Origin of the sequence: Flaviramulus multivorans (assembly GCF_021728415.1) — a bacterium.
Lineage (GTDB): Bacteria > Bacteroidota > Bacteroidia > Flavobacteriales > Flavobacteriaceae > Sabulilitoribacter > Sabulilitoribacter multivorans.
The window spans coordinates 353,977-378,124 of the sequence record NZ_JAKKDV010000001.1 but is presented as its reverse complement, the minus strand read 5'-3'; the positions used below and the strand labels follow the sequence as shown (position 1 = coordinate 378,124).

Here is a 24,148-nt window from a genome sequence, read left to right as displayed (position 1 = left end):
TTTAACTGATTATAAATATACTTAAAGAAACATCTTATTTTGGTAAAAGTTGTATTTTTGATAAATATTTTGACCAACCCAAACGGGATTAATAAAAACAATGGATAAATTTTCATTTTTAAATGCAGCTCACACAGCTTATTTTGCTGATTTATACGATCAATATTTACAAAATCCAGATTCTGTAGAACCAAGTTGGAGAGCCTTTTTCCAAGGCTACGATTTTGGTAGTGAGAATTTTGGGTTAAATGGCGAAATTATTGAAGGTGTTTCAACCCAAATACCAGAACATGTTCAAAAAGAATTTCATGTTGTAAGGCTTATTGACGGTTACCGAATGCGAGGGCATTTATTCACAAAAACAAACCCAGTAAGAGATAGAAGAACCTACTCGCCGACATTAGATTTAAGTAATTTCGACCTTTCTGATAATGATTTAGATACCGTTTTTAACGCTGGTGAAATTTTAGGGATAGGAGCGCAAACATTGCGAGAAATTGTTGCACATCTTGAAAGAATATATTGTAGCTCCATCGGGGTAGAGTATATGTATTTGCGTAATCCTGAGGTTATTAAATGGTGGCAAGATCAGCTAAACAGAAATGATAATCAACCTAATTTTTCGGTTGAAACAAAAAAATACATTCTTTCAAAATTAAACCAAGCTGTAACATTCGAAAACTTTTTACAAACTAAATATGTTGGACAAAAACGTTTTTCGTTAGAAGGAGGAGAGTCGCTTATTCCTGCTGTTAGTAATGTATTGTTTTATGCGGTTGAAAAATACGGCGTAAAAGAATGTGTATTAGGAATGGCTCATAGGGGGCGTTTAAGTACACTGGTAAATATTTTTAGAAAACCCCTGCACGAACTTTTTAGCGAGTTTGAAGGTAAAGATTTTGAAGACGAAAATATTGATGGAGATGTAAAATACCATTTAGGTTTAACCCTAGATAAAACATATCAAAACGGTAAAAACATTAAGATGAATTTGGTGCCAAATCCATCACATCTAGAAACTGTTGCCCCTGTTGCGGAAGGTATAACACGTGCTAAAATTGATAGTGATTATGATGGGGATAATTCTAAAATCATTCCTATTATAGTGCATGGTGATGCAGCAATTGCAGGACAAGGCGTAGTTTACGAAGTAGCTCAAATGAGTCAGTTAAACGGTTACAAAACAGGAGGAACTATTCATATTGTTGTAAATAACCAAATAGGGTTTACAACCAATTATTTAGATGCCCGTTCAAGTACCTATTGTACTGATGTAGCCAAGGTAACTTTATCGCCTGTATTACATGTAAATGCCGATGATGCTGAAGCCGTTGTACATGCCGTAGAACTTGCATTAGAATATAGAATGCGATATAAAAAGGATGTTTATATTGATTTATTAGGCTACAGGAAGTATGGACATAATGAAGGTGACGAACCGCGTTTTACGCAACCTAAGCTTTATAAGAATATTGCAAAACATCCAAACCCTTTTAAGATATATTCAGACAAGTTAATTGCGGAAAATACAGTTGACAAAGGGTACGTAGATAATATTGTTTCAAATTTTAAAGATACGCTAGAAGCTGAATATAATAAAGCTAAGGAAGCAGTCTCCTCAAAAGTACGAGAGTTTATGCAAGAGCGTTGGCAAGGATTTGAACGTAAAGGTATTGATGCTATGCTCGTATCTGAAGATACCAAGTATCCTAAAAATAAGTTAGAAAATATCTCAAAAATAGTTTCTACGGTTCCTGATGGCGTAAAATTTTTGCGTAAAGCCGAACGTATTTTAGAAGGCCGTTCAAAAATGGTTTTCGAATCTGATACATTAGATTGGGGTATGGCTGAAACTTTGGCTTATGGTAGTTTAATGGAAGAAGGGTATAATATACGTATTTCAGGTCAGGATGTGGAGCGTGGAACATTTAGCCATCGTCATGCTATTTTACGAGATGAGGTCTCAGAAGAACGTATAAACTTATTAAACACGAACCCAGAGAACAAAGGTAAAATGGATATTTATAATTCCTTTTTGTCTGAATATGGCGTACTTGGGTTTGATTATGGTTATGCTATGGCTAACCCTAATACCTTAACTATTTGGGAAGCGCAATTTGGTGATTTTAGCAATGGAGCCCAAATTATTTTCGACCAGTATTTATCGGCTGCAGAAGATAAGTGGAAATCTCAAAATGGTATTGTAGTGTTATTGCCTCATGGTTACGAGGGTCAAGGTTCAGAACATTCATCGGCGAGAATCGAGCGTTATTTACAACTGTGTGGAGAAGATAATATGATTGTAGCTGATTGTACAACACCAGCAAATTTCTTTCACCTGTTACGCCGTCAAATGAAACGTGACTATAGAAAACCACTGATTGTATTTACTCCGAAAAGCTTGCTTCGTCATCCAAAGGCGGTGTCATCTATTAATGAATTAGCATCAGGGCATTTTCAAGAAGTAATTAATGATACAATAAGTCCAAACGCTGTTAAGAAATTAGTTTTTTGTACGGGTAAGTTTTATTATGATTTATTAGAAGCAAGAGAGGAATTAAACAGGCAAGATGTTGCTTTAATTAGAATTGAGCAGTTGTTTCCACTTCATTTGGAAAAAATTCAAGAAGCCATCAACTTATATCCGAATGTTGAAAACTATATTTGGGCGCAAGAAGAACCTAAAAATATGGGAGCGTGGAGTTTTATGGCTCAACGTATGGATTTAGTTAAACTGGAAGTTTGCTCAAGACCATATAGTTCGGTACCAGCACCGGGGTCTAGCACAAGAGATAAGAGAAGACAACAGCGTGTAATAAACGCAGTTTTTGATAAAGAGTAGATTTAAAAAAATAAGATACCATTAAAATTATAAAGAATGATTTTAGAAATGAAAGTGCCTTCACCAGGTGAGTCTATAACAGAGGTTGAAATTGCTACGTGGTTAGTTGAAGATGGGGATTATGTTGAAAAAGATCAAGCTATTGCAGAAGTAGATAGTGATAAAGCAACACTTGAATTACCTGCAGAAGCAAGTGGAACAATTACCCTGAAAGCTGAAGAAGGCGACGCCGTAGCTGTTGGAGCAGTTGTTTGCTTAATCGATACAAGTGCAGAAAAACCAGAAGGGAGTAGCGCTCCTAAAAGTGAGAAAAAAGAAGAAGCTCCTAAAGTTGAGACACCAAAACCAACAACTTCTGAGACAAAAACCTATGCAACAGGAACAGCAAGTCCTGCTGCTAAGAAAATTTTGGCAGAAAAGGGTATGGATGCTGCTACTGTTTCAGGATCGGGTAAGGACGGTAGAGTTACCAAAGAAGATGCTGTAAATGCAGTACCATCTATGGGAACGCCAACTGGTGGAAATCGAGGAACTTCGCGAAGTAGAATGTCAATGCTTCGTCGTAAAGTAGCAGAGCGCTTAGTTGAAGCTAAAAATACAACGGCAATGTTAACCACTTTTAATGAAGTGGATATGTCTCCTATTTTTGCGTTGAGAAACGAATATAAAGAGACGTTTAAAACAAAGCATGGAGTTGGTTTAGGGTTTATGAGTTTCTTTACATTGGCAGTTGTAAGGGCGTTAAAAATGTATCCAGCAGTTAACTCTATGATTGATGGACAAGAAATGGTTTCTTATGATTTTTGTGATATTAGTATTGCGGTTTCTGGTCCAAAAGGGCTCATGGTTCCTGTAATGCGAAATGCTGAAAATTTGAGTTTTAGAGGTGTTGAAGCCGAAGTAAAACGATTAGCTATTCGTGCACGAGATGGCCAAATAACTGTTGATGAAATGACAGGTGGGACATTTACTATTTCAAACGGTGGTGTGTTCGGTAGTATGTTGTCTACTCCAATAATCAATCCACCGCAAAGTGGTATTTTAGGAATGCATAATATTGTAGAACGACCTGTTGCTGTTGATGGTAAAGTTGAAATAAGACCAATAATGTATGTTGCCTTATCGTATGACCATAGAATTATCGATGGAAAAGAAAGTGTTGGCTTTTTAGTTGCAGTAAAAGAAGCACTAGAAAACCCTGTAGAATTGTTAATGAACAATGATGTTAAAAAAGCTTTAGAGCTATAATTTAATACACTTGTATTCATAAAAAAAGGTGTTGCATTTTTTTTGCAACACCTTTTTTCGTTGGAAAAATTAAAAACTAACTAAATAATAATAAAATATTTATTAAGATGATTGAAACAACTAAAATTGCTAACCCTATAAAACAGAATTTGGTAAGTGTCTGATAATTTTTTTCCATAGTTTTAAAATTATGGCGTTAAATATGAGAGATTAAAAACTCTGTGCTATTACACACAGAGTTCCATTAAATTCCTCTCAATAAAAGTTGATTAATAGCTTAGTAAAGATACAACCAAATGAAGAAATAAAAAATACGCACTTCTACGTATTTTTATTAAAATAGGGTATTTATAAAAAGGCGAAAGCCCCAAATCATTACAATTTGGAGCTTTCTATAATTCTCCCTAAGAACTAATTAATAGCACTGTAAATGTAGTGTATAAGAGTGATATAAAAAATACGCACTTCTACGTATTTTTACAAATGTCTTTTATTTAAACTTGCCCAAATAGAAAGAGAAGTAGGTTTATTATCTAAACCTAATTTGGAAACAATATTGCTTCGATGTTTATCAACAGTTCTAACCGAAATAGACAGCTCATCGGCGACATCTTGACTGGTTTTATTTTCTGATATAAGCTTTACTATTTTTAATTCAGACTTAGTCAATAAATTTAATTCATCAGGTTTATTCTCTTCATCACTGGCTTCCAAATATGAGGCAATTTCTTCACTAAAATAAGGAACCCCATTTACAACGCTTTCAATACAGGTTTCAATTTCTTCAATAGCAAATTCTTTTAATATATAACCATAAACGTTAAAAGCCTTTGCTTGATCGAAAACTTCCTCTTCTTTATCAAAAGTGATAAGAATAATTTTTGTAGGTAAGTCGTTTTTCTTGCATGCTTCAGCAATTTCTAACCCCGTTTTATGAGGCATTCTTATATCTAAAATAGCGATTTGAGGTTTTAGTTTTACAATGAGGTTATAGGCACTATTTCCATCTGTCGCACTCCCAACAATATTAAACCCTTTTGAGGTTAAAAAATCGGTAAGACCGCGTAACATTAACGGATGGTCATCTGCAATGACTATAGATGTGTTCATTAATTTTTAGGGAGCTAAAATGTGATTAATTCTAAAGTAAAATTGCTAAATTTTTACAGTTTTAAATATAGATATTTCTTTTCATAATCTATTACTGCTTTGCCTTTTTTTAAAATATCAGCACCAATAATACCATCAACAGGTTGTGAGTTGTGATTTATAAGTGCAGTATTTACATGGGTTAGGTTAAACAAAACAAGCACAACTTTATTGTTAGACCATTTGCCAATTTTTATTTTATTTTTTTTAGACATTTTAGTGTCCATATCAATAGCACCCGCACCCGCAGCTTTAATTAATGAGTCTTCAGCGTTTAGTTTAAAAGTTTCAATAGCCTCAAAACCAACACAAGAGCTTGAAGCACCAGTATCTAAAATAAACAATCCTTTTTTCCCATTTATTGAAGCCTTAATTTCAAAATGATTTGTTTTAGTAAGGTGTAATTTTACTTTTGAGTATCCTTTTTCAAGAAGAAATTGTTGTAACGACTCCATCAAATTAATTTTAAACAAATATAATCATGTAAAAACAATTATTTTTACAAAATGATTATTACTGACACCCACACACATTTATATAGCGAAGCTTTTGATGAAGATAGAAACAGCATGATTGACAGGGCTATAGATAATGGCGTTTCAAGATTTTTTATTCCAGCAATTGATTCTACCTATACTGAAGCAATGCTACAATTAGAAAAAGACTACCCAAAGAATATTTTTTTAATGACAGGGTTGCACCCAACACATGTAAAAGATAATTATAAAGAGGAGTTAAAGCATGTAGAGGATTTGCTGACGTCTAGAAAGTTTTATGCTATAGGTGAAACAGGAATTGATTTGTATTGGGATAAAACCACGTTAGGTATTCAAAAAATTGCTTTTAAACATCAAATTCAATTAGCCAAAAAATATAAGTTGCCAATTGTGATTCATTGTAGAGACGCTTTTGATGAAATATTTGAAGTTTTAGAAGAAGAAAAGGGCGATGGTTTATTTGGTATTTTTCATTGTTTTACTGGTGATTTTGAACAAGCTCATAGAGCGATTTCGTATAATATGAAATTGGGTATTGGTGGTGTTGTTACCTTTAAGAATGGAAAAATTGATCAGTTTTTAAACCAAATAGATTTAAAACACATAGTTTTAGAAACCGATTCACCTTACTTAGCACCTGTGCCTTACAGGGGCAAACGAAACGAAAGTGTATACATATTAGAAGTCCTCGAAAAATTATCGGGAATTTATAATCTTCCAATGGAAACTATTGCAGAAATAACAACTGAAAATTCTAAAGCGGTTTTTAAAATATAAATCATGAACAAATCTAAACCAAACATATTACTTATATATACTGGTGGAACCATTGGTATGATAAAAGATTTTAAAACAGGGGTTTTAAAGGCTTTCGATTTTAAAACACTTTTAGATAAAATACCTGAACTACAACTTCTTGATTGTAATATCGATACTGTTTCTTTTAAAAGACCCATAGATTCTAGTAATATGAATCCGAAATACTGGATTCAAATAGCTGAAATAATTGAAACAAACTATAATAAATTTGATGGGTTTGTGGTGTTACACGGTAGCGATACTATGAGCTATACAGCTTCTGCTTTAAGTTTTATGTTAGAAAATTTAGCGAAGCCAGTAGTATTTACAGGCTCTCAGTTGCCCATTGGAGATTTAAGAACCGATGCTAAAGAAAATTTAATTACATCTATTCAAGTGGCTTCTTTACAAGTAAAAGGTAAGCCGGTTATCAAAGAAGTATGTTTGTATTTTGAATACAAATTATATAGAGGAAACAGAACGACTAAAATTAATGCAGAACATTTTCAGGCATTTGCTTCATTAAATTATCCAGATTTAGCAGAATCTGGTGTGCATTTAAAAATTAACGATGAACATTTATTTAAGCCAAATCTTAAAAAGAGTTTAGTAGTGCATAAAGCACTAGATGAAAATATAGCTCTTATTAAATTATTTCCTGGAATTACAAAAGCTGTTTTTGATGCTGTTTTTAACGTCCCTAATTTAAAAGCTGTTATTTTGGAGACTTATGGAGCGGGTAATTGCACTACTGAGAAATGGTTTATTAATATGTTGAAGGAAAAAATATCTAAAGGATTACATATTATAAATATAACTCAGTGTTCTGGTGGCAGTGTTATGATGGGACACTACGAAACAAGCAGTGAGTTAAAAAAAATAGGCGTTATATCGGGTAAAGATATTACTACCGAGGCTGCTGTGGGTAAACTTATGTATTTATTAGGGAAGAATATATCTCCTAAAGCCTTCAAAACCAATTTTGAAAACCCATTGAGAGGAGAAATCTCTTAAAATTAACGGTTAAAATTTTAGGGTTCGAAGTTTTTTTTGTTATTTGACAAACTATTTTAAAAGTAACTAAAAATACAGAGAGGTGGCCGAGTGGTCGAAGGCGCACGCCTGGAAAGTGTGTATACCTCAAAAGGGTATCGAGGGTTCGAATCCCTTCCTCTCTGCTGATATTTTTATTTTTAATTGCTTTTTTTTTATATCTTTAACACTTTAACTAATAAAATTAAGAACTAGAACATGAAAAGATTATTTTCTATCCTTGCCATAACAGGAATGATGGCATTCGGAACTGCTAATGCAACAACCATTGCAAACACTAGTACAGCTGTAACAACAGTAGCAAGTATTACACAAGATGATGCAGCACCTGCTGAAGAACTTGGATTTCATCAAGAATTAAAAAAGCGTTTTATTGAAGGGGGCCCAGGTTTTATGGGTATTGTTTTGTTATGTTTAATTTTAGGATTAGCAATTGCAATAGAAAGAATTATCTTTTTAAACCTTTCAACTACAAACACAAAGAAATTAACTCAAGATGTTGAAGATGCCTTAGCATCTGGAGGAGTTGAAGCTGCGAAAGAAGTTTGTAGAAATACAAAAGGTCCTATCGCATCTATTTATTACCAAGGCTTAGATAGAACAGATGAGGGGCTAGAAGCGGCAGAAAAAGCAGTAGTAGCTTACGGAGGTGTTCAAATGGGGCAATTAGAGAAAAACGTATCTTGGGTATCATTATTTATCGCTCTGGCACCAATGCTTGGTTTCATGGGTACGGTAATAGGTATGATTCAAGCTTTCGATAAAATTGAAGCTGCTGGAGATATGCAACCATCGCTTGTTGCTGGAGGTATTAAAGTAGCACTTTTAACAACTGTATTTGGTCTTGTAGTTGCTATCATACTTCAAATTTTCTACAATTATATTATTGCTAAAATTGATAGTATTGTTAACGATATGGAAGATGCTTCTATCACGTTAATGGATCTATTAATTAGAAACAAAAAGTAATAAAATAATTAAATAAAGGAATTATGAATTCACAAAAAATATTAACTATCATATTAGGAATAGTAGGTGTAATATCTGCAATATTCTTATTTATGATAATAAGCACTGGAGACGAAGCTATTGAAGCTGGAGAGGCTAGTGGTGCTGTAAACACGTTTATGTTTATAGCATACGCGGTTTTATTTGTAACCTTAGCAGTTGTTTTATTATTTGTTTTAAAAGGATTGTTTTCTGGAAACATAAAGAAAACTTTGATGACCGTTGGTGCCTTTTTAGCCATTGTTGTTATATCTTATGTTATGTCTTCTGGATCAGATTTAGATTTAAAACCTTTTAATGATAAAGGATTAGGAATTACTGAAGGTATATCTAAAAATGTTGGAGCAGGATTATACGCATTTTATATCCTTGGTATTTTAGCCATTGGGTCTATGCTGTATGGTGGCGCAAAAAAAATATTTAATAAATAAATTATGGCAAAAAGAGCAGCACCAGAAGTAAATGCAGGCTCCATGGCCGACATTGCTTTCTTACTATTAATTTTTTTCTTAGTAACCACAACTATAGAAACTGATTCTGGTATTAATAGAAAACTTCCTCCTATGGAAGAATCAGAAGAAGATGTTATCATCAAGCAAAAGAATATTTTTACCGTTTTGTTAAATGGTAGAGACCAACTGCTTGTTGAAGATGAGTTAATGGAGCTTAAAAATTTAAGAAAAGCAGCCGTTGAGTTTTTAGATAATGGCGGAGACGGAACATGTGATTATTGCAAAGGGAAAAAAGATCCTTCATCATCGGATAATCCAGATAAAGCCATTATTTCGTTAAAGAACGAACGTGAAACTACTTATAAGACTTATATAGCTGTACAAAACGAATTGGTGGCAGCATATAATCAGTTAAGAGAAAATAGAGCGCAAGCATTATACGGGAAGTCTTTCGCTGAAATGGAAGCGAACTATAAAGATGTTAACTGGCCAGGAAATAAAGAAAAGTTGAAAGAGCAGATAGAACAAATAAAAATTGAATATCCTCAAAAACTTTCAGAAGTACAATAATTTAAAATTTAACATTTACAAATATGTCTAAATTTAAAAAGAAAAAATCAGGAGATATGCCAGCTGTAAATACAGCTTCTTTGCCAGATATTGTTTTTATGTTATTATTCTTTTTTATGGTTGCCACAGTAATGAGGCAAAATACATTAATGATAGAGAATAATTTACCTTTCGCAGACCAAGTTGAAAAACTGGATAAGAAGGATTTGGTAATGTATATATATGCAGGTAAACCAAGTGCCAATTATAAGCAATATGGAAATGAAGCTAGAATTCAGTTAAACGATAAATTTGCAGATGTTAATGATATTGCAGCTTTTATCGCATCTGAGCGTGCTTCGAAACGAGAGGAATTAATACCATTTTTAACCACAGCTTTAAAAGTAGATAGCGAAGCTAATATGGGATTAATAGGAGATATTAAACAAGAACTGCGTAAAGTTAATGCACTAAAAATAAATTACACTACTAAAAAAGGTAGTGTGTTTGGAAGAAATTAATTTTAACATTCTTAATTTTATACAAAAGGCGTTTTGAATTATCAAAACGCCTTTTAATTTTTTAAAACACTACAATTTTAATTATAATTGTAAGGTTATATAATAATTACAATTGTAAGAGCTATTTTAAATGAATCGATTAACTTTTTTATTGCTTTTTTTATTGAACATATTTTGGTGTTATGCACAAGATAGTGTTGTTAAAGAGGTGGATTCGCTTTATAAAGAAGATCAGTTTTATGCAGGAGTTACTTATAATTTGCTTGGGAAGCAATCTAATGATTTATCCCAAAGTGGGTTTTCATTAGGGTTTCATTTAGGATTTATAAAAGATATGCCAATAAATGAACAAAGGAATGTTGCTATTGGTATAGGGCTTGGATATTCAGCCAACTCTTTTAATCAAAATTTGTTGATTAATAAGGATAGTAATGGTAATTATACTTATGAGATTTTAGATAATAGTAGTTTTACTAAAAATAAATTTTCTAATCATTTAATTGAAATCCCATTCGAGTTTAGATGGCGTACATCAACTCCAACCAATTATAATTTTTGGCGCATTTATACTGGATTTAAATTTGGATATGCTTTTGCTAATACATCTAAATACAGGGGAGAATTGGGTTCGATTAAATATAGCAACAACCAAGATTTTAATGAATTTCAATATGGTTTAACATTAAGTATTGGTTATAATACTTGGAATCTTTACGTGTATTACGCTTTAAATCCAATTCTATCAAACAACGCAAAATTAAACGGTAATAATATAGATGTAAATGCTGTTAAAATAGGTCTTATGTTTTACATTCTATAACCAATAGTTAACTAAAATCAACTGAGGAACTAACCCAATAAAAAACCCAATAATAAGTTCCATATAATTATGGGCTTTTAAATGTAATCTTGAAGTTGCAACAGCACCAATTATAATACTCATTAGAGCAAGCGTTCCATTAATATTAATACTGAAATGAATACTTAAGGCTATAAAGAACATTAATATACCTGATAAAGCCATCAAATGAATACTAGCTTTTATCTTTAGAATGACAAGTAGTAAACATGTTAAGTTAGAAATTAAAATCCCTAAAAAGAAATAATAAAGTTCTAAAACCTGTGATGGTGTGACAATCCGTTTTAACACCAATACAATAATTATACAATTTAAAAATAAAGGATAAATACGCTCTTTAGTAGTTTCGAGCTTTATTGTTTTTACCTTTCCTAGTGTTTTTAAAAGAAAAAAAAGTAATAGGGGTAAAATAATAGTTAGTATGAATAGCGATATTAATTTGGCGTGTATAACCTCTTCTGGAATAAAGCGAGGAGATTTTGCAAAATAAAATATAACACCAAGTATAGGCATTATTAAAGGATGAAAAATATACGAGATACTTTTTAATAGCTTATCCATTATATTTTTTTGCGTAAACGAGCTACTGGGATATCTAATTGTTCTCTGTATTTTGCAACAGTACGTCTTGCAATAGGGTATCCTTTTTCTTTTAAAATAGAAGCGAGAGTTTCATCAGTTAATGGCTTCTTTTTATTTTCTTCTTCAATAACAGTTTCTAAAATTTTCTTGATTTCTCTGGTAGATACATCTTCACCTTGGTCGTTTTTCATGGATTCAGAAAAGAATTCCTTAATCAATTTAGTGCCATAAGGAGTGTCAACATATTTACTATTTGCGACGCGCGATACGGTTGAAACATCCATGTTTATTTCATCAGCAATATCTTTTAAAATCATTGGTTTTAAATTGCGCTCATCACCTGTTAAAAAATATTCTTTTTGGTAATGCATAATAGCACTCATAGTAACAAATAGAGTTTGCTGCCGCTGTTTTATAGCCTCAATAAACCATTTTGCTGCATCAAGCTTTTGTTTGATAAAAACTACAGCATCTTTTTGCGATTTAGATTTATCTTTGGACTCTTTATAACCTTTAAGCATATTATTATACTCTCTGGATACATGAAGCTCTGGAGCGTTTCTTCCATTAAGTGTTAACTCTAATTCGCCATCAACTATTTTAATAGCAAAATCAGGAACTACGTGCTCAACCATTCTATTGTTTCCAGCATAAGAACCACCTGGTTTTGGGTTTAAATGCTCTATTTCTCTAATAGCGCCTTTTAGCTGAATTTCAGTAATATCAAATTTTTGAAGTAACTTCTTGTAGTGTTTTTTTGTAAACTGCTCAAAAGCATCGTCTATTATATTGATGGCCAACTCCGTATCGGGTGTTTTTTCCTTTCTATGTAATTGAATGCTTAAACATTCCTGTAAATTTCTAGCACCAACGCCAGCAGGATCCAATTGATGTACAATTTTTAAAACTTTCTTGATGTTCTCTTCATTAGTATAAACATTTTGAGTAAAGGCTAAATCGTCCATAATATCACTCAAATCTCTTCTAATGTAACCACTTTCATCAACACTACCGACTAAAAATTCAGCAATATCACGTTCTTCATCAGTTAGTCTGTAAGTATTTAATTGATTTATTAAATGTTGAGTAAACGATGTGCCTGCGGCATAAGGCATTGTTTTTTCGTCATCATCGCTACTATAATTGTTGGCTTGTGTTCGATAATCGGGTATTTCATCATCACTTAAATACTCATCAACATTTATATCATCATTTCCAATAGTTTCGGTATCATTAAAATCATCGGAAGAATTATCTAAATCGGAATCATAATCGCTTTCGATTTCTTCTTTACCACCTTCAAGAGCTGGGTTTTCCTCTAATTCTTGCTTTAAACGTTGTTCAAAAGCTTGTGTAGGCAACTGTATCAATTTCATTAATTGAATTTGCTGCGGCGACAGTTTTTGCGATAATTTAAATTGTAAATGTTGTTTAAGCATGTTTGGATTTAAGGTTGTTACTCAAATATAAAAAAAGGAATTAGGTTAACCAAGTCATTAAAATTCTGCGTTTTGTGGCGTTCGTGGGTAAGGAATAACATCTCTAATATTACTCATACCTGTAACAAACATTACCAAGCGTTCAAAACCTAAACCAAAACCAGAATGCACAGCAGTGCCATATTTACGTAAATCTAAATACCACCAAAGCTCTTCTTCGGGAATATTTATGGCAGCCATTTTTTGTTTTAAAACATCTAAGCGTTCTTCACGTTGTGCACCGCCAACAATTTCACCAATACCAGGGAATAGTATATCCATAGCGCGAACCGTTTTTCCATCATCGTTTAAACGCATGTAGAAGGCTTTAATGTTTGCTGGATAATCAAATAATATCACTGGACATTTAAAGTGTTTCTCTACTAAAAATCGTTCATGCTCACTTTGTAAATCGGTTCCCCATTCATCAATTAAATATTTAAATTTCTTTTTCTTATTGGGTTTACTGTTGCGTAAAATATCAATAGCTTCGGTATAACTAACACGTTTAAAGTGATTATCGTTTACGAAGTTTAATTTTTCAATTAAAGTCATGTCACTACGCTCCGCTTGAGGTTTTCCTTTTTCCTCATCATGTAAACGCTTATCTAAAAATTCTAAATCCTCTCGATTGTTTTGAAGTACGTAACTGATAACAAATTTCATAAAATCTTCAGCCAAATCCATATTACCAGCCAAATCCATAAAGGCAACTTCTGGCTCAATCATCCAAAATTCGGCTAAATGTCTAGACGTGTTTGAGTTTTCAGCCCTAAAGGTTGGCCCGAAAGTATAAACTTTACCAAGCGACATCGCATAGGTTTCAGCCTCTAATTGACCTGAAACCGTTAAGTTGGTTTCTTTTCCAAAAAAATCTTCGCTATGGTCAACCTTTCCAGACTCATCTAAAGGTAACTTATTAAAATCAAGGCTAGTTACTTTAAACATTTCACCAGCGCCTTCAGCATCACTTCCTGTGATGATTGGTGCATGCATATAGTAGAACCCATTATCATTAAAGTATTTATGAATAGCAAATGATAATGCTGAACGTAAACGCATCACAGCACTAAAGGTATTTGTTCTAGTACGTAAGTGGGCGTTTTCTCTTAAAAATTCAAACGAGTGCTTTTTGGGTTGAATAGGGTATGTTTCAGGATCTGAATCACCTAAAATAACAAGTTCATTAACTTGTATTTCTACGTTTTGCCCTTTTCCTTGGCTTTCTACTAACTCTCCTTTTATATGAATAGCGGCTCCTGTAGTGATACGTTTTAAAAGCGCCTCGTCAAATTTTTCAAAATCAACTACACATTGAATATTGTTAATAGTAGAACCATCATTTAAGGCTATAAAACGGTTGGCTCTAAACGTACGTACCCAACCTTTAATTTCTACTTCTTTTATAACAATATCTTGTGATAATAATTCTGATACAGTTCGTGATTGCATGTGTATTAAATTTAATATGTAAATATAAAGTTTTCAATAATCAATCCCGATAGCCATCAAGAGTTAATTCCAAAAAAAATTATTGAGTATTGAATTTGATTTTTTAACTATCAGTAATAGATGGCTCTTCTTCGTCTTCTTCAGGAATAATATTGATAGAAGGTTCTCTAAGCACCTCTTTATTGGCAATACTGCGCTCTAATGACAACAGTAATGATGGCAATAATAGTAGGTTGGATAACATGGCGAACAATAGGGTTGCCGACACTAAAGCACCTAATGCTACTGTACCACCAAAACTAGAAATAGTAAAAACAGAAAAACCAAAAAACAGCACTATAGACGTGTAAAACATGCTTACGCCAGTTTCTCGCAACGCGCCATAAACCGAGACTTTAATTTTCCAGTGATTTGCCTGTAACTCTTGTCTATACTTTGCTAGGAAGTGAATGGTATCATCTACCGAAATACCAAAGGCTATACTAAACACCAAAATGGTTGAAGGTTTAATGGGGACACCCAAATAACCCATTAAACCAGCAGTAACTAAAAGAGGCAATAAATTTGGTATGAGAGACACAATAATCATACGGCCAGACCTAAACATATAAGCCATAAATAACGCTATTAATAGAATGGCTAATGATAAGGAAATAGCTAAGTTTTTTACTAAATATTTGGTTCCTTTTTGAAACACTAAAGCTTTACCAGTAAGTGTAACATCATATTGCTTTTCTGGGAAAACTTTATCGATTTTAGTTTGAAGGTTTTCTTCAATGCGCTCCATTTTGTCGGTACCAATATCCTTCATGAAAGTTGTAATACGCGCGTACTGACCCGTACTATCTACAAAGTTTTTAAGCAAATCTACATTGGATGATGAGTTTTTTGCATACGATAATATAAAGCTGTTTTCTTGTGACGTTGGTAATTGGTAGAACTTAGGATTACCATTATAATAGGCCTGTTTGGAGTACTTAACTAAACCAACCACTGAAATAGGTTTTGATAACTCGGGTGTTTCAATGATTAAATCCTCCAACTCGTCCATTCGTTTCAGCGTTGAGAGTTTCATTACCCCCTTTTTACGCTTCGTATCAACCATAATTTCTAATGGCATGATACCGTTAAATTCTTCCTCAAAAAAACGGATATCGTTTACAAACTCCGAATCCTGTGGCATGTCTTCTATTAAGCTGCCTGAAATTTTTATTTGATAAATTCCAATGATACTAAGCGTTAAAAGTAAAACCGAAGTTACATAAATAGCAATTCGTTTTTGCTTTACCATATACTCCATCCAATTAACAAATCCACCAATCCAACGTTTGTTTAAATGCTCTAAATGACGCTCTTTAGGATAAGGTAAAAAGGTGTAAATAATAGGAATTATGAGTAAGCATAAAATAAAAATAGCCAAAATACTAAGCGATGCAACAATACCAAATTCTTTTAAAAGCGTACTTTCGGTTAAAATAAAGGTTGCGAATCCCGAAGCCGTCGTTACATTGGTCATTAAAGTAGCATTTCCAATTTTTGTTATTACCCTTTGCAGCGATTTTACTTTATTTCCGTGTAATTTAACTTCGTGTTGATATTTATTGATTAAAAATATACAGTTAGGGATACCAATTACAATAATAAGTGGAGGAATAAGTGCTGTTAAAACAGTAATTTCATAATTCAATAAACCAATAATGCCCAAAGTCCACATAACGCCAACGCAGACTACAATAAGGGAAATAAAAGTGGCTCTAAAAGACCTAAAGAAGAAAAAGAAAATAAGAGATGTTACTAATAACGCTGCAATTATAAACTTACCTATCTCATCAACTATATTTTGAGAGTTAAGAGTACGAATATAGGGCATTCCAGAAACCCTAATATCCACGTTATTACTGTCCTCAAAACTTTCGATTTTGGGTAACAAAATATTGATAACAAAATCTTTTCTTTCGGACGTATTTACGATGTCTTTTTTTAAGTAAATAGCAGTTCTGATAGTTTTTGTTTCTTTATTGAACAAAAAATTATCATAAAACGGGTACTGTTTAAAAAGCTCATTTTGTAAGGTTTCAATTTGAGCTAATGATGTAATCGAATCTTTAATAAAAGGCTCAAGTCTAAACCTTTCATTTTGGGTGTCTTTAATTAATTTTTGAAGGTCTTTAATAGAAATAACTGTTTCTACAGCTTTATTCTTTTTAAAATCATCAGACAGTTTGTTCCAAGCATTTAACTTTTCAACCGTAAATAAAGTCGAGTCTTTAACACCAAGTACAATAAGATTACCCTCTTCTCCAAAGGTTTTTAAAAAATTATCGTAAACGATATTTACCTCATGGTCATCAGGTAATAAATTAGCCTCGGTATAGGTAAAACGCATGTTTTCCCACTTCTGACTAAGCAGAAAAGTGGCAATAATAATACTAACAAGAATAATAATTTTGTTACGTAAAATTAATCTTGCTATAACATCCCAAAAGGTGTTTGTAAAAAGTTTAAACATGCTATAATTTAAAGTTGCGCAAAGGTAGGAAAAACAAGTATATTACCTTATAAAGAGACGTTAAATGTAAACTTAAAGGCAACATTATCAGCAAAACTAGGTAAGTGGTAGCCTCCATAACGGTATGAAAAGCTTAAACCAAAACCAAAAAGCAATTTATTAATTTCGAAACCCGATTCAGAATATCCTTTTTTTAATGAGCCAAAGGCTATATTTTGGTGTCTTTCAGGGTTTTTCATATCGCCAATTGCAAATCGAGTAATTAAAACCATTTGCGGTTTATAACGTGGTGATACATTAAAAGGCTTTAAGAAGTGTTTTAATTGAAATGTTGCAAACTTATCGGAAAAAAATTCGTTAAAATACATGGTCTCAAAACTATTTAAACCAGCTACAGAAAACCGTTGGAGAATGGTTTCTTTTGTGATATTATTTGGATATGCATGATACAAATGTGTAAGTGGCGTATCTCCACTTGCAGCTCCTGAAACAAAGGTAATTTCAGAAAAAGCATTTTTCTCATCCCCGATTTTTAAGATTGTTCGAAAGTCTAATTTTGAAAAGCTAAAATCGCCATTCAATACATCATTAAAACTCTTAGTGTATTGCAGTGTAAACTTTGGGTATCCATCTACTGCTTCTTTTTTTGATTCTGAAATAACGTCGAAAGGACTCCATTGAAATGCAATTTTTGCAGTACTTAAATCAAAATTATTGAATGTATCCCCATTAATATTGAAGTTATAAGCGTATGTAGGTTCTATTTTACTTACTGCTAATTCGGTCTCTGTTAATAGTTTGGGAGTTAGTTCATGCTCTAAGGAGATGGACTTAGTGATATGTTTGTGAAATAAATCGATGTTTAATAGGCGAGGTTCAAAAAATTGAAAAAAGCGTTTGTCGGTTAAAAACTTGGTGCTTCCTGTTTCTTGTAAATCATCAGTGTATGATAGGTTCACCCAAGTATTACTTTTTTCTGTTAATCTAAAACCACCACCAACACTATATTTAAAGCGATGGTCTCTAAACCCATAAACTACATAGCTGTTTACACGATATTTTTTTGAGAACTCATCATTAGTTTCAATACCGATGCCTGTTCTTACGCCTTCATATTGATTGTATTTTATTAAATATCGTAAATCGAAATTGAAGTATTTGGTTGGGAAAAACCCATTACCAAGTTGTTTTAAAAATTCGGTTTTTTTTATAGAATCCTGTTCCGGTTCTGATAGTTGTTCTGAAATAGTTTGTGCATATGTTATAGAATAACAAAGAAAAATTAAAAAGAGAGAACAACGTTTAAACATTTAAATGATTGATGAGTTATAAAAAAAGCGACATTTTAGTCGCTTTCCTAGTTTTATACAGTCATTATTTCTTTTTCTTTATTATCAAAAAGATCATCAACCTTTTTTACATACTTGTCTGTTAAAGCTTGTATATCTATTTCAGCATTACTTTTTAAGTCTTCCGAAACATCATCATTTTTCTTAACATCAGTCATAGCGTCTTTTCTTGCTGATCTAATACTAACTTTAGCGTCTTCAGCTTCTGCCTTTGCCTGTTTTGCTAAATCACGTCTGCGTTCTTCAGTTAAAGGAGGTACATTAATAATAATGGTTTCACCGTTATTCATGGGGTTAAAACCAAGATTTGCATAAGCAATACCTCGCTCAATTTCTTGAAGCATGCTTTTTTCCCATGGTTGAACAGTAATGGTTCTACCATCTGGTGTATTAACATTTGCAACTTGATTTAAAGGTGTTTGTGTCCCATAGTAGTCTACCATCACACTACCAAGCATCGCAGGACTTGCTTTTCCTGCTCTAATGTTTACAAATTGTTTTTCAAGGTGTTTGATGGCATTGTGCATCGCCTCATTTGCCGTGTCTAGTATAAATTGTATGTCTTCGTTCATTTTCTTAAACTTTTTTTGACAGTGAAAGATTCAAAAATCGCACCAATTTTAAATATTAACTTCTGTTCCTATGTTTTCTCCCGAAACTACTTTAAGTAAATTACCTTTTTTATTCATATCAAAAACAATAATTGGTAATTCGTTTTCCTGACTTAGTGTAAAGGCAGTTGTATCCATAACTTTGAGTCCTTTACGCAAAACTTCATCAAAAGATATAAAATTAAATTTAATGGCTTTATCGTCTTTTTCTGGATCTGCATTGTAAATACCATCTACTCTGGTACCTTTTAAAATAACATCGGCTTCTACTTCAATAGCACGTAAAACCGCTGCAGAATCCGTTGTAAAATAAGGATTTCCAGTACCGCCACCAAAAATTACTACACGTCCTTTTTCCAAATGACGCATTGCTCTTCGTCTAATAAAAGGTTCAGCAACTTCATTAATTTTAATAGCAGATTGTAATCTGGTTGGTATACCAGCATCTTCTAATGCCCCTTGTAATGCTAATCCGTTTATAACAGTGGCAAGCATTCCCATGTGGTCTCCTTGAACTCTATCCATCCCTTTACTGGCTCCAGCAACTCCTCTAAAAATATTTCCGCCACCAATTACTATGGCTACTTGAACACCTTTATCGGTTATTTCCTTAATGTCTTTTGCGTATTCTGATAATCGTTCAGGGTCAATGCCATATTGACGATTTCCCATTAAGGCTTCACCTGATAATTTGAGGAGTATTCTTTTATATTTCATTTTGCAATTGAAAGTTTAGCAAATATAAACAATATCTTAATTTGATAAAGTGGATTTAATGTATAAAAAACTATCCAATGTTTTAGTACAGCATTATTTGATTTTATTATAACAACCAAGAAATAGTAAGAAACGTCAATTATGTTATTTGATGTCTTTAGGCTTTTTGTCATTAAAAAAGAGAGCGTTGTGTTAATCAATTTCAACAAATTAATTTTGAAAATATATTTTCGATAAACTAAAAATCAACGATTTATAAGTAAAAAAGTGGAAAATGAGCGACGTTTAAAAGGTTGTTTTTGCAGATAAAAAACGCCATAAATACCATTAATCGATAATATAACAGGTTTTAAATAATATTTTTCAAGTAAGTTATTTAATAAGCTAAAATTGTTAATAATTACACAAAAATGTTAATAACCTAAAATCTAACCCCAAATTAGAAAAGTATGTAAAAACTATTGGCAAGATCCCTACTAGTAATCAGCCAAGTTTAATTAATCTATTGTATCTAAAATGTATAGTTATGGAGTTTACTTAATTACTGCCCTAAAATTTGCCACCGCTGCAATCAGTTGTTTTTTCTTATTTAATAACAAATTTATTTGAAGCCAAAATTGATCGCTTCAAATCATAAAAAAAGGGCTTATGTTTAAAAATACATTCAACACTCTTTATAGAAGACTTATCTTTATAATGTGTTTAGTTATACTAAATGGCGCATTTAATTTTGGATATGCTCAAGGGCTAACCATATTGAATAAAACCAATCCCATTCCTAGAAGTTGTGATTGCTCTCCATTTTATGATAATTCAAATTTCGTCAATCCAAAATTAATATCTGGAAATTCATTATCCGAAGGCGCAGTTTATCGTTTTCGCAATGTATTTCCTAATAACCCTTATGGTACGACCATAGATGCATTAGTAAGGATTGTACAATTTAATGGAGGTGCATCTTTATTAGAGATGGACGTAACAGATTCTGGTATCCCAGAAGCTTTTCAACCTCGAATTAATAGTACAAATAGTAAAAATCAAAGTGTTTTATTTAATATCACGTTTGTTGAAGGCGGAGGCAATTATGGCGATGAAGTAGTTATCTCTTATTTTGCCTCACCTTATGATATTGATGGTGACGGTGGAAGTAATGGTGGAGGAGATGACGACGACGATAAGAATTCTAGTAGCAATGGAACTAGAGAGTATGCTGAAATTAGTTTACCAGATGCCTACTTTATTTCAAACAATACCTTGTTAAATCTTACTCAAACGTCAACTGTTGTAAGAGGAGAAGCCATAAATACAAGTACAGCACCTGGGGGTGATATATCAACAGATCCTAGATACACTTTTAGTAATTACTTTGAAAACAAATCTTCCTTCAATTACTTAATTGGTAAGAAGGATGGAAATAGCGATCGTTATTATTCTTTGGATATGAATAGTGCCGATTATAAAAATCCGAATTCTATCTTGGTAACATATCCTGTTATCTGTGGACAAGTTAAAGACAATAATAATAATCCGCTTGAAGGAGTTTCAGTAAATATTACCGGTTCCGATGGTAGTGTTCAAAATTTAACGACGGATGCATCTGGTAATTATAAAGCTATAGCTGCTATACCTGAAGCTTTAGTCGATGTTGTATACGAAATTCAAGAGAATGATTCAGAGGGTTATATTTCTATTTCTGATGTAGATGGCGCCAACGATAATTTAATAACACGAACGATTAATTTAAAATCAACTTGTGGTAATGATTTTGTTGATGGAAGAAAACCGAAAATCAAAGTAGACGACAAAACACATATTTTATGTAATGGAGAGGCTACTGGCGAAATTAAAGTTTCTGCCTATAATGGAGTTCCTCCTTATCAGTTCTCATTAAATGGAAATACACCACAATCAAGTCCTGTTTTTAATGGATTATTAGCGGGTATTTACACAATAGAAGTAATTGATTCGTTAGGAAATACAGCTACAATAAGTGTTACACTTTCAGAACCAGAACCTTTAAGTGTTGTTATTACTAAAGAGAATGCTACAACTTCACAAGGTTGTAATAATGGTGAAGCTACGGTATCGGTAGGAGGTGGAACATCTCCATATACTTATTTATGGAGTGCTAGTGCAGGTAATCAAACTACGGCTACGGCTACTAATTTACCTTCAGGAACGCATACAGTCACTATAACCGATTCAAATGACTGTACACTAGTACAAGGAGTTGTTATAGGCTGTTCTAATACCTGTGATGCAATAGTAGATATTGATGATGTTCAGGATGTTTTATGTGCAGGAGAGGCAACAGGAGCAACAACTGTTAGTGCAAGTTCACTAGCAAACCCATCAGCAACCTTCACCTTTACATGGAATACAAACCCTACTCAAGTAGATTCAGGAGTTACAAGTAGTACAGTAAGTAATTTAATTGCTGGAGTTTATACAGTTAGCGTAACAATAGATGGAACGGTTTGTCAACCAGTTGAGCAAAGTGTGACTATTGTTGAGCCTTCTAGCGTATTAAGTGTATCGGCAAGTGCAACTGATGAGAGTGGACCAGCCACAGGAGATGGTACTGTCACAGCTTCGGTTACAGGCGGAACACAACCATATACATATTTATGGAGTCCTGGAGGAGAAACAACAGAAGCGATTACTAATTTAAGTGCAGGAAATTATACGGTTACGGTTACTGATGCCAATGGATGTAATGCAGAAGCTAGTTCAACCGTTAACCCAGGAAGTTGTAAGAACCTTTCAGTCACCACTACCGCAACGCCTACAACGTGCTTCGGTGATAGCAACGGAACGGCAACAGCAAATGTTACGGGAGGTTCAGGAACATTTACATATTTATGGAGCCCTGGAGGAGCAACAACTCAAAGTATCACCGGTTTGTCAGCAGGTGCCTATGTAGTTACGATTACAGATACTGTGACGCAATGTACGGTAGAAGCGACAGCTCATGTTAATGAACCAAATAAATTAACTGTAGGTATAGCTGTTTCAAATAACCTTTGCTTTGGAGACGAAACAGGCTCGTTGGATTTAACAGTTACAGGAGGGACTTTCCCGTATACATTCCAATGGAGTAATGGTGAAACCACTGAGGATATTAATAACCTTTCTGCTGGTACATATACAGTAAACATTATAGATGCAAATGGATGTACAACGTCTAGAACAGCAACTGTGTCACAACCAGATATTGATTTAACAGCAAGTATAACATCGCAAACTAATATTGTGTGCTACAACCCTTTAGGGTCAGTTTCTATAACTGCGACTGGAGGAACACAACCTTACACATATGGATTAAATGGAGTTTTTCAATCCACAGGAGAGTTTAACGATCTAATGGCAGGTGATTATACTATTAATGTAATTGATGCAAATGGCTGTGAAGTTTCAGTACCTGTTACCATATTAGAGAATTGTACTAATGCCGAGAACGACATCAACAATACGTTTGTAGACTTGGCAGTAGATGGTAATGTACTGACTAATGACACGGATGCAGAGGGTGATACCCAAACGGTTACTACCACTACGGTCACTACCGTACAGGGTGTAATTGTAACAATTGATCCCAATACAGGGGCGTATACTTATACACCACCGGCGGGTTATATAGGTGAAGATAGTTTTGAGTACACAGTCTGTGATGATGGTACGCCACAAGCGTGTGATACAGCTACGGTATATATAGAGATATTACCCATACCAGGACCTGATAACGAGGCACCGATAGCCAATGCAGATACAGCGGAGACCGAGGTAGACACACCAGTAACGGGTAATGTTTTATCGAATGATTTTGATCCTGATGGGGATCCGATAGTGGTCACTACCACAACGGTCACTACCACGGAAGGTGTTGTTGTGACTATTGATCCCAATACAGGGGTGTATACCTATACACCACCACCAGGATTTACGGGAGATGATAGTTTTGAGTACACGATATGCGACAATGGCACACCACAATTGTGTGATACAGCGGTGGTTGTTATCACGGTATCACCAGACAACGGAAACATTACGGTAGCCAATGATGATGCGTATAGCATTCCAGAGGATACAGCATTAGCGGGTAATGTATTAGATAATGATACAGATCCAGAGGGCGATACCCAAACGGTGAATACGGTCCCTGTTAATGATGTGAATAATGGTACTTTGGTATTAAACGCTGATGGTACATTTATTTACACACCAAACGCTGGTTTTACAGGAACAGATAGTTTTGTTTATAGCGTATGCGATAGTGGTACACCACAAGCTTGTGATCAAGCAACGGTTTACATTACAGTAACTGCAGACCAAGGCAATGATAATACGACGGATGCCGAGAACGACATCAACAATACGTTTGTAGACTTGGCAGTAGATGGTAATGTACTGACTAATGACACGGATGCAGAGGGTGATACCCAAACGGTTACTACCACTACGGTCACTACCGTAC

General features: G+C 33.6%; 19 protein-coding genes and 1 tRNA gene. 11 read left to right on the top strand and 9 right to left on the bottom strand.

Going from position 1 to position 24,148, the window contains the following annotated elements; translation table 11 throughout:
• Nucleotides 1–100 precede the first annotated feature (100 nt).
• Nucleotides 101–2,842, top strand: coding sequence for a 2-oxoglutarate dehydrogenase E1 component (locus L3X39_RS01635; protein ID WP_237229682.1), 2,742 nt, complete (start codon nucleotides 101–103; stop codon nucleotides 2,840–2,842).
• A gap of 36 nt (nucleotides 2,843–2,878) precedes the next feature.
• Nucleotides 2,879–4,090, top strand: a complete 1,212-nt coding sequence (gene odhB / locus L3X39_RS01630) for a 2-oxoglutarate dehydrogenase complex dihydrolipoyllysine-residue succinyltransferase (protein ID WP_237229681.1) — start codon at nucleotides 2,879–2,881, stop codon at nucleotides 4,088–4,090.
• A gap of 477 nt (nucleotides 4,091–4,567) precedes the next feature.
• Here the strand turns inward: odhB and L3X39_RS01625 are convergent, their stop codons facing one another.
• Nucleotides 4,568–5,200 (bottom strand): response regulator, encoded by a 633-nt coding sequence (locus L3X39_RS01625; RefSeq protein WP_237229680.1) that lies wholly within the window; start codon nucleotides 5,198–5,200, stop codon nucleotides 4,568–4,570.
• 53 nt (nucleotides 5,201–5,253) lie between these two features.
• Nucleotides 5,254–5,694, bottom strand: coding sequence for a retropepsin-like aspartic protease family protein (locus tag L3X39_RS01620; RefSeq protein WP_237229679.1), 441 nt, complete (start codon nucleotides 5,692–5,694; stop codon nucleotides 5,254–5,256).
• A 51-nt stretch (nucleotides 5,695–5,745) separates the two neighbouring features.
• Here L3X39_RS01620 and L3X39_RS01615 point away from each other — a divergent pair, with 51 nt between their 5' ends.
• From L3X39_RS01615 to L3X39_RS01580, 8 genes are all read left to right on the top strand, one after another.
• Nucleotides 5,746–6,513 carry a TatD family hydrolase gene (locus tag L3X39_RS01615; protein WP_237229678.1) on the top strand — a complete coding sequence of 256 codons (768 nt, stop codon included), beginning with the start codon at nucleotides 5,746–5,748 and terminating at the stop codon, nucleotides 6,511–6,513.
• A 3-nt stretch (nucleotides 6,514–6,516) separates the two neighbouring features.
• Nucleotides 6,517–7,548 carry an asparaginase gene (locus L3X39_RS01610; protein WP_237229677.1) on the top strand — a complete coding sequence of 344 codons (1,032 nt, stop codon included), beginning with the start codon at nucleotides 6,517–6,519 and terminating at the stop codon, nucleotides 7,546–7,548.
• A 76-nt stretch (nucleotides 7,549–7,624) separates the two neighbouring features.
• Nucleotides 7,625–7,712 (top strand) — tRNA-Ser (locus L3X39_RS01605).
• A 73-nt stretch (nucleotides 7,713–7,785) separates the two neighbouring features.
• Entirely contained in the window at nucleotides 7,786–8,556 is a 771-nt protein-coding gene (locus L3X39_RS01600; RefSeq protein ID WP_237229676.1) for a MotA/TolQ/ExbB proton channel family protein, read from the top strand.
• Between the two features lie 23 nt (nucleotides 8,557–8,579).
• The gene (locus tag L3X39_RS01595) at nucleotides 8,580–9,026 is read left to right on the top strand and encodes a hypothetical protein (protein ID WP_237229675.1); all 447 of its coding nucleotides are present in this window, start codon (nucleotides 8,580–8,582) and stop codon (nucleotides 9,024–9,026) included.
• 3 nt (nucleotides 9,027–9,029) lie between these two features.
• Entirely contained in the window at nucleotides 9,030–9,617 is a 588-nt protein-coding gene (locus L3X39_RS01590; RefSeq protein ID WP_237229674.1) for an ExbD/TolR family protein, read from the top strand.
• 23 nt (nucleotides 9,618–9,640) lie between these two features.
• Entirely contained in the window at nucleotides 9,641–10,117 is a 477-nt protein-coding gene (locus tag L3X39_RS01585; RefSeq protein ID WP_237229673.1) for an ExbD/TolR family protein, read from the top strand.
• A gap of 130 nt (nucleotides 10,118–10,247) precedes the next feature.
• Complete coding sequence (locus tag L3X39_RS01580; protein ID WP_237229672.1) at nucleotides 10,248–10,937, top strand: porin family protein; 690 nt, start codon at nucleotides 10,248–10,250, stop codon at nucleotides 10,935–10,937.
• Here the strand turns inward: L3X39_RS01580 and L3X39_RS01575 are convergent.
• The 7 genes from L3X39_RS01575 to pyrH form a co-directional block, all read right to left on the bottom strand.
• A complete protein-coding gene (locus L3X39_RS01575) occupies nucleotides 10,932–11,537 on the bottom strand; it encodes a hypothetical protein (protein WP_237229671.1) in 606 nt (201 codons plus the stop codon). The two genes, L3X39_RS01580 and L3X39_RS01575, sit on opposite strands and share 6 nt — an antisense overlap.
• Nucleotides 11,537–12,997, bottom strand: a complete 1,461-nt coding sequence (gene rpoN / locus L3X39_RS01570; protein ID WP_237229670.1) for an RNA polymerase factor sigma-54 — start codon at nucleotides 12,995–12,997, stop codon at nucleotides 11,537–11,539. Before rpoN ends, L3X39_RS01575 begins: the two co-directional genes overlap by 1 nt.
• A gap of 57 nt (nucleotides 12,998–13,054) precedes the next feature.
• The gene (gene asnS, locus L3X39_RS01565) at nucleotides 13,055–14,488 is read right to left on the bottom strand and encodes an asparagine--tRNA ligase (protein WP_237229669.1); all 1,434 of its coding nucleotides are present in this window, start codon (nucleotides 14,486–14,488) and stop codon (nucleotides 13,055–13,057) included.
• A gap of 103 nt (nucleotides 14,489–14,591) precedes the next feature.
• Entirely contained in the window at nucleotides 14,592–16,997 is a 2,406-nt protein-coding gene (locus L3X39_RS01560) for an efflux RND transporter permease subunit (RefSeq protein WP_237229668.1), read from the bottom strand.
• Between the two features lie 47 nt (nucleotides 16,998–17,044).
• Complete coding sequence (locus tag L3X39_RS01555; RefSeq protein WP_237229667.1) at nucleotides 17,045–18,307, bottom strand: DUF5686 family C-terminal domain-containing protein; 1,263 nt, start codon at nucleotides 18,305–18,307, stop codon at nucleotides 17,045–17,047.
• Between the two features lie 53 nt (nucleotides 18,308–18,360).
• Nucleotides 18,361–18,918 carry a ribosome recycling factor gene (gene frr, locus L3X39_RS01550; RefSeq protein ID WP_237229666.1) on the bottom strand — a complete coding sequence of 186 codons (558 nt, stop codon included), beginning with the start codon at nucleotides 18,916–18,918 and terminating at the stop codon, nucleotides 18,361–18,363.
• A 48-nt stretch (nucleotides 18,919–18,966) separates the two neighbouring features.
• Nucleotides 18,967–19,674: a UMP kinase gene (pyrH, locus tag L3X39_RS01545; RefSeq protein ID WP_237229665.1), complete on the bottom strand. Its 708-nt coding sequence runs from the start codon at nucleotides 19,672–19,674 to the stop codon at nucleotides 18,967–18,969.
• Nucleotides 19,675–20,322: 648 nt separating this feature from the next.
• On the opposite strand from pyrH, the gene L3X39_RS01540 reads away from it, so the two are divergent.
• Nucleotides 20,323–24,148 (top strand): Ig-like domain-containing protein (locus L3X39_RS01540; protein WP_237229664.1); only part of this gene is annotated, 3,826 nt, incomplete at its 3' end.

What these genes read in the sequence shown, in the direction of transcription:
- asnS (WP_237229669.1), bottom strand. Translation starts at nt 14,488, where the DNA reads ATGCAATCACGAACTGTATCAGAATTATTATCACAAGATATTGTTATA.
- L3X39_RS01600 (WP_237229676.1), top strand. Translation starts at nt 7,786, where the DNA reads ATGAAAAGATTATTTTCTATCCTTGCCATAACAGGAATGATGGCATTC.
- L3X39_RS01610 (WP_237229677.1), top strand. Translation starts at nt 6,517, where the DNA reads ATGAACAAATCTAAACCAAACATATTACTTATATATACTGGTGGAACC.
- L3X39_RS01625 (WP_237229680.1), bottom strand. Translation starts at nt 5,200, where the DNA reads ATGAACACATCTATAGTCATTGCAGATGACCATCCGTTAATGTTACGC.
- frr (WP_237229666.1), bottom strand. Translation starts at nt 18,918, where the DNA reads ATGAACGAAGACATACAATTTATACTAGACACGGCAAATGAGGCGATG.
- L3X39_RS01585 (WP_237229673.1), top strand. Translation starts at nt 9,641, where the DNA reads ATGTCTAAATTTAAAAAGAAAAAATCAGGAGATATGCCAGCTGTAAAT.
- L3X39_RS01560 (WP_237229668.1), bottom strand. Translation starts at nt 16,997, where the DNA reads ATGTTTAAACTTTTTACAAACACCTTTTGGGATGTTATAGCAAGATTA.
- L3X39_RS01575 (WP_237229671.1), bottom strand. Translation starts at nt 11,537, where the DNA reads ATGGATAAGCTATTAAAAAGTATCTCGTATATTTTTCATCCTTTAATA.
- L3X39_RS01620 (WP_237229679.1), bottom strand. Translation starts at nt 5,694, where the DNA reads ATGGAGTCGTTACAACAATTTCTTCTTGAAAAAGGATACTCAAAAGTA.
- odhB (WP_237229681.1), top strand. Translation starts at nt 2,879, where the DNA reads ATGATTTTAGAAATGAAAGTGCCTTCACCAGGTGAGTCTATAACAGAG.
- L3X39_RS01555 (WP_237229667.1), bottom strand. Translation starts at nt 18,307, where the DNA reads ATGTTTAAACGTTGTTCTCTCTTTTTAATTTTTCTTTGTTATTCTATA.
- L3X39_RS01580 (WP_237229672.1), top strand. Translation starts at nt 10,248, where the DNA reads ATGAATCGATTAACTTTTTTATTGCTTTTTTTATTGAACATATTTTGG.
- L3X39_RS01635 (WP_237229682.1), top strand. Translation starts at nt 101, where the DNA reads ATGGATAAATTTTCATTTTTAAATGCAGCTCACACAGCTTATTTTGCT.
- L3X39_RS01595 (WP_237229675.1), top strand. Translation starts at nt 8,580, where the DNA reads ATGAATTCACAAAAAATATTAACTATCATATTAGGAATAGTAGGTGTA.
- L3X39_RS01590 (WP_237229674.1), top strand. Translation starts at nt 9,030, where the DNA reads ATGGCAAAAAGAGCAGCACCAGAAGTAAATGCAGGCTCCATGGCCGAC.
- L3X39_RS01615 (WP_237229678.1), top strand. Translation starts at nt 5,746, where the DNA reads ATGATTATTACTGACACCCACACACATTTATATAGCGAAGCTTTTGAT.
- rpoN (WP_237229670.1), bottom strand. Translation starts at nt 12,997, where the DNA reads ATGCTTAAACAACATTTACAATTTAAATTATCGCAAAAACTGTCGCCG.
- pyrH (WP_237229665.1), bottom strand. Translation starts at nt 19,674, where the DNA reads ATGAAATATAAAAGAATACTCCTCAAATTATCAGGTGAAGCCTTAATG.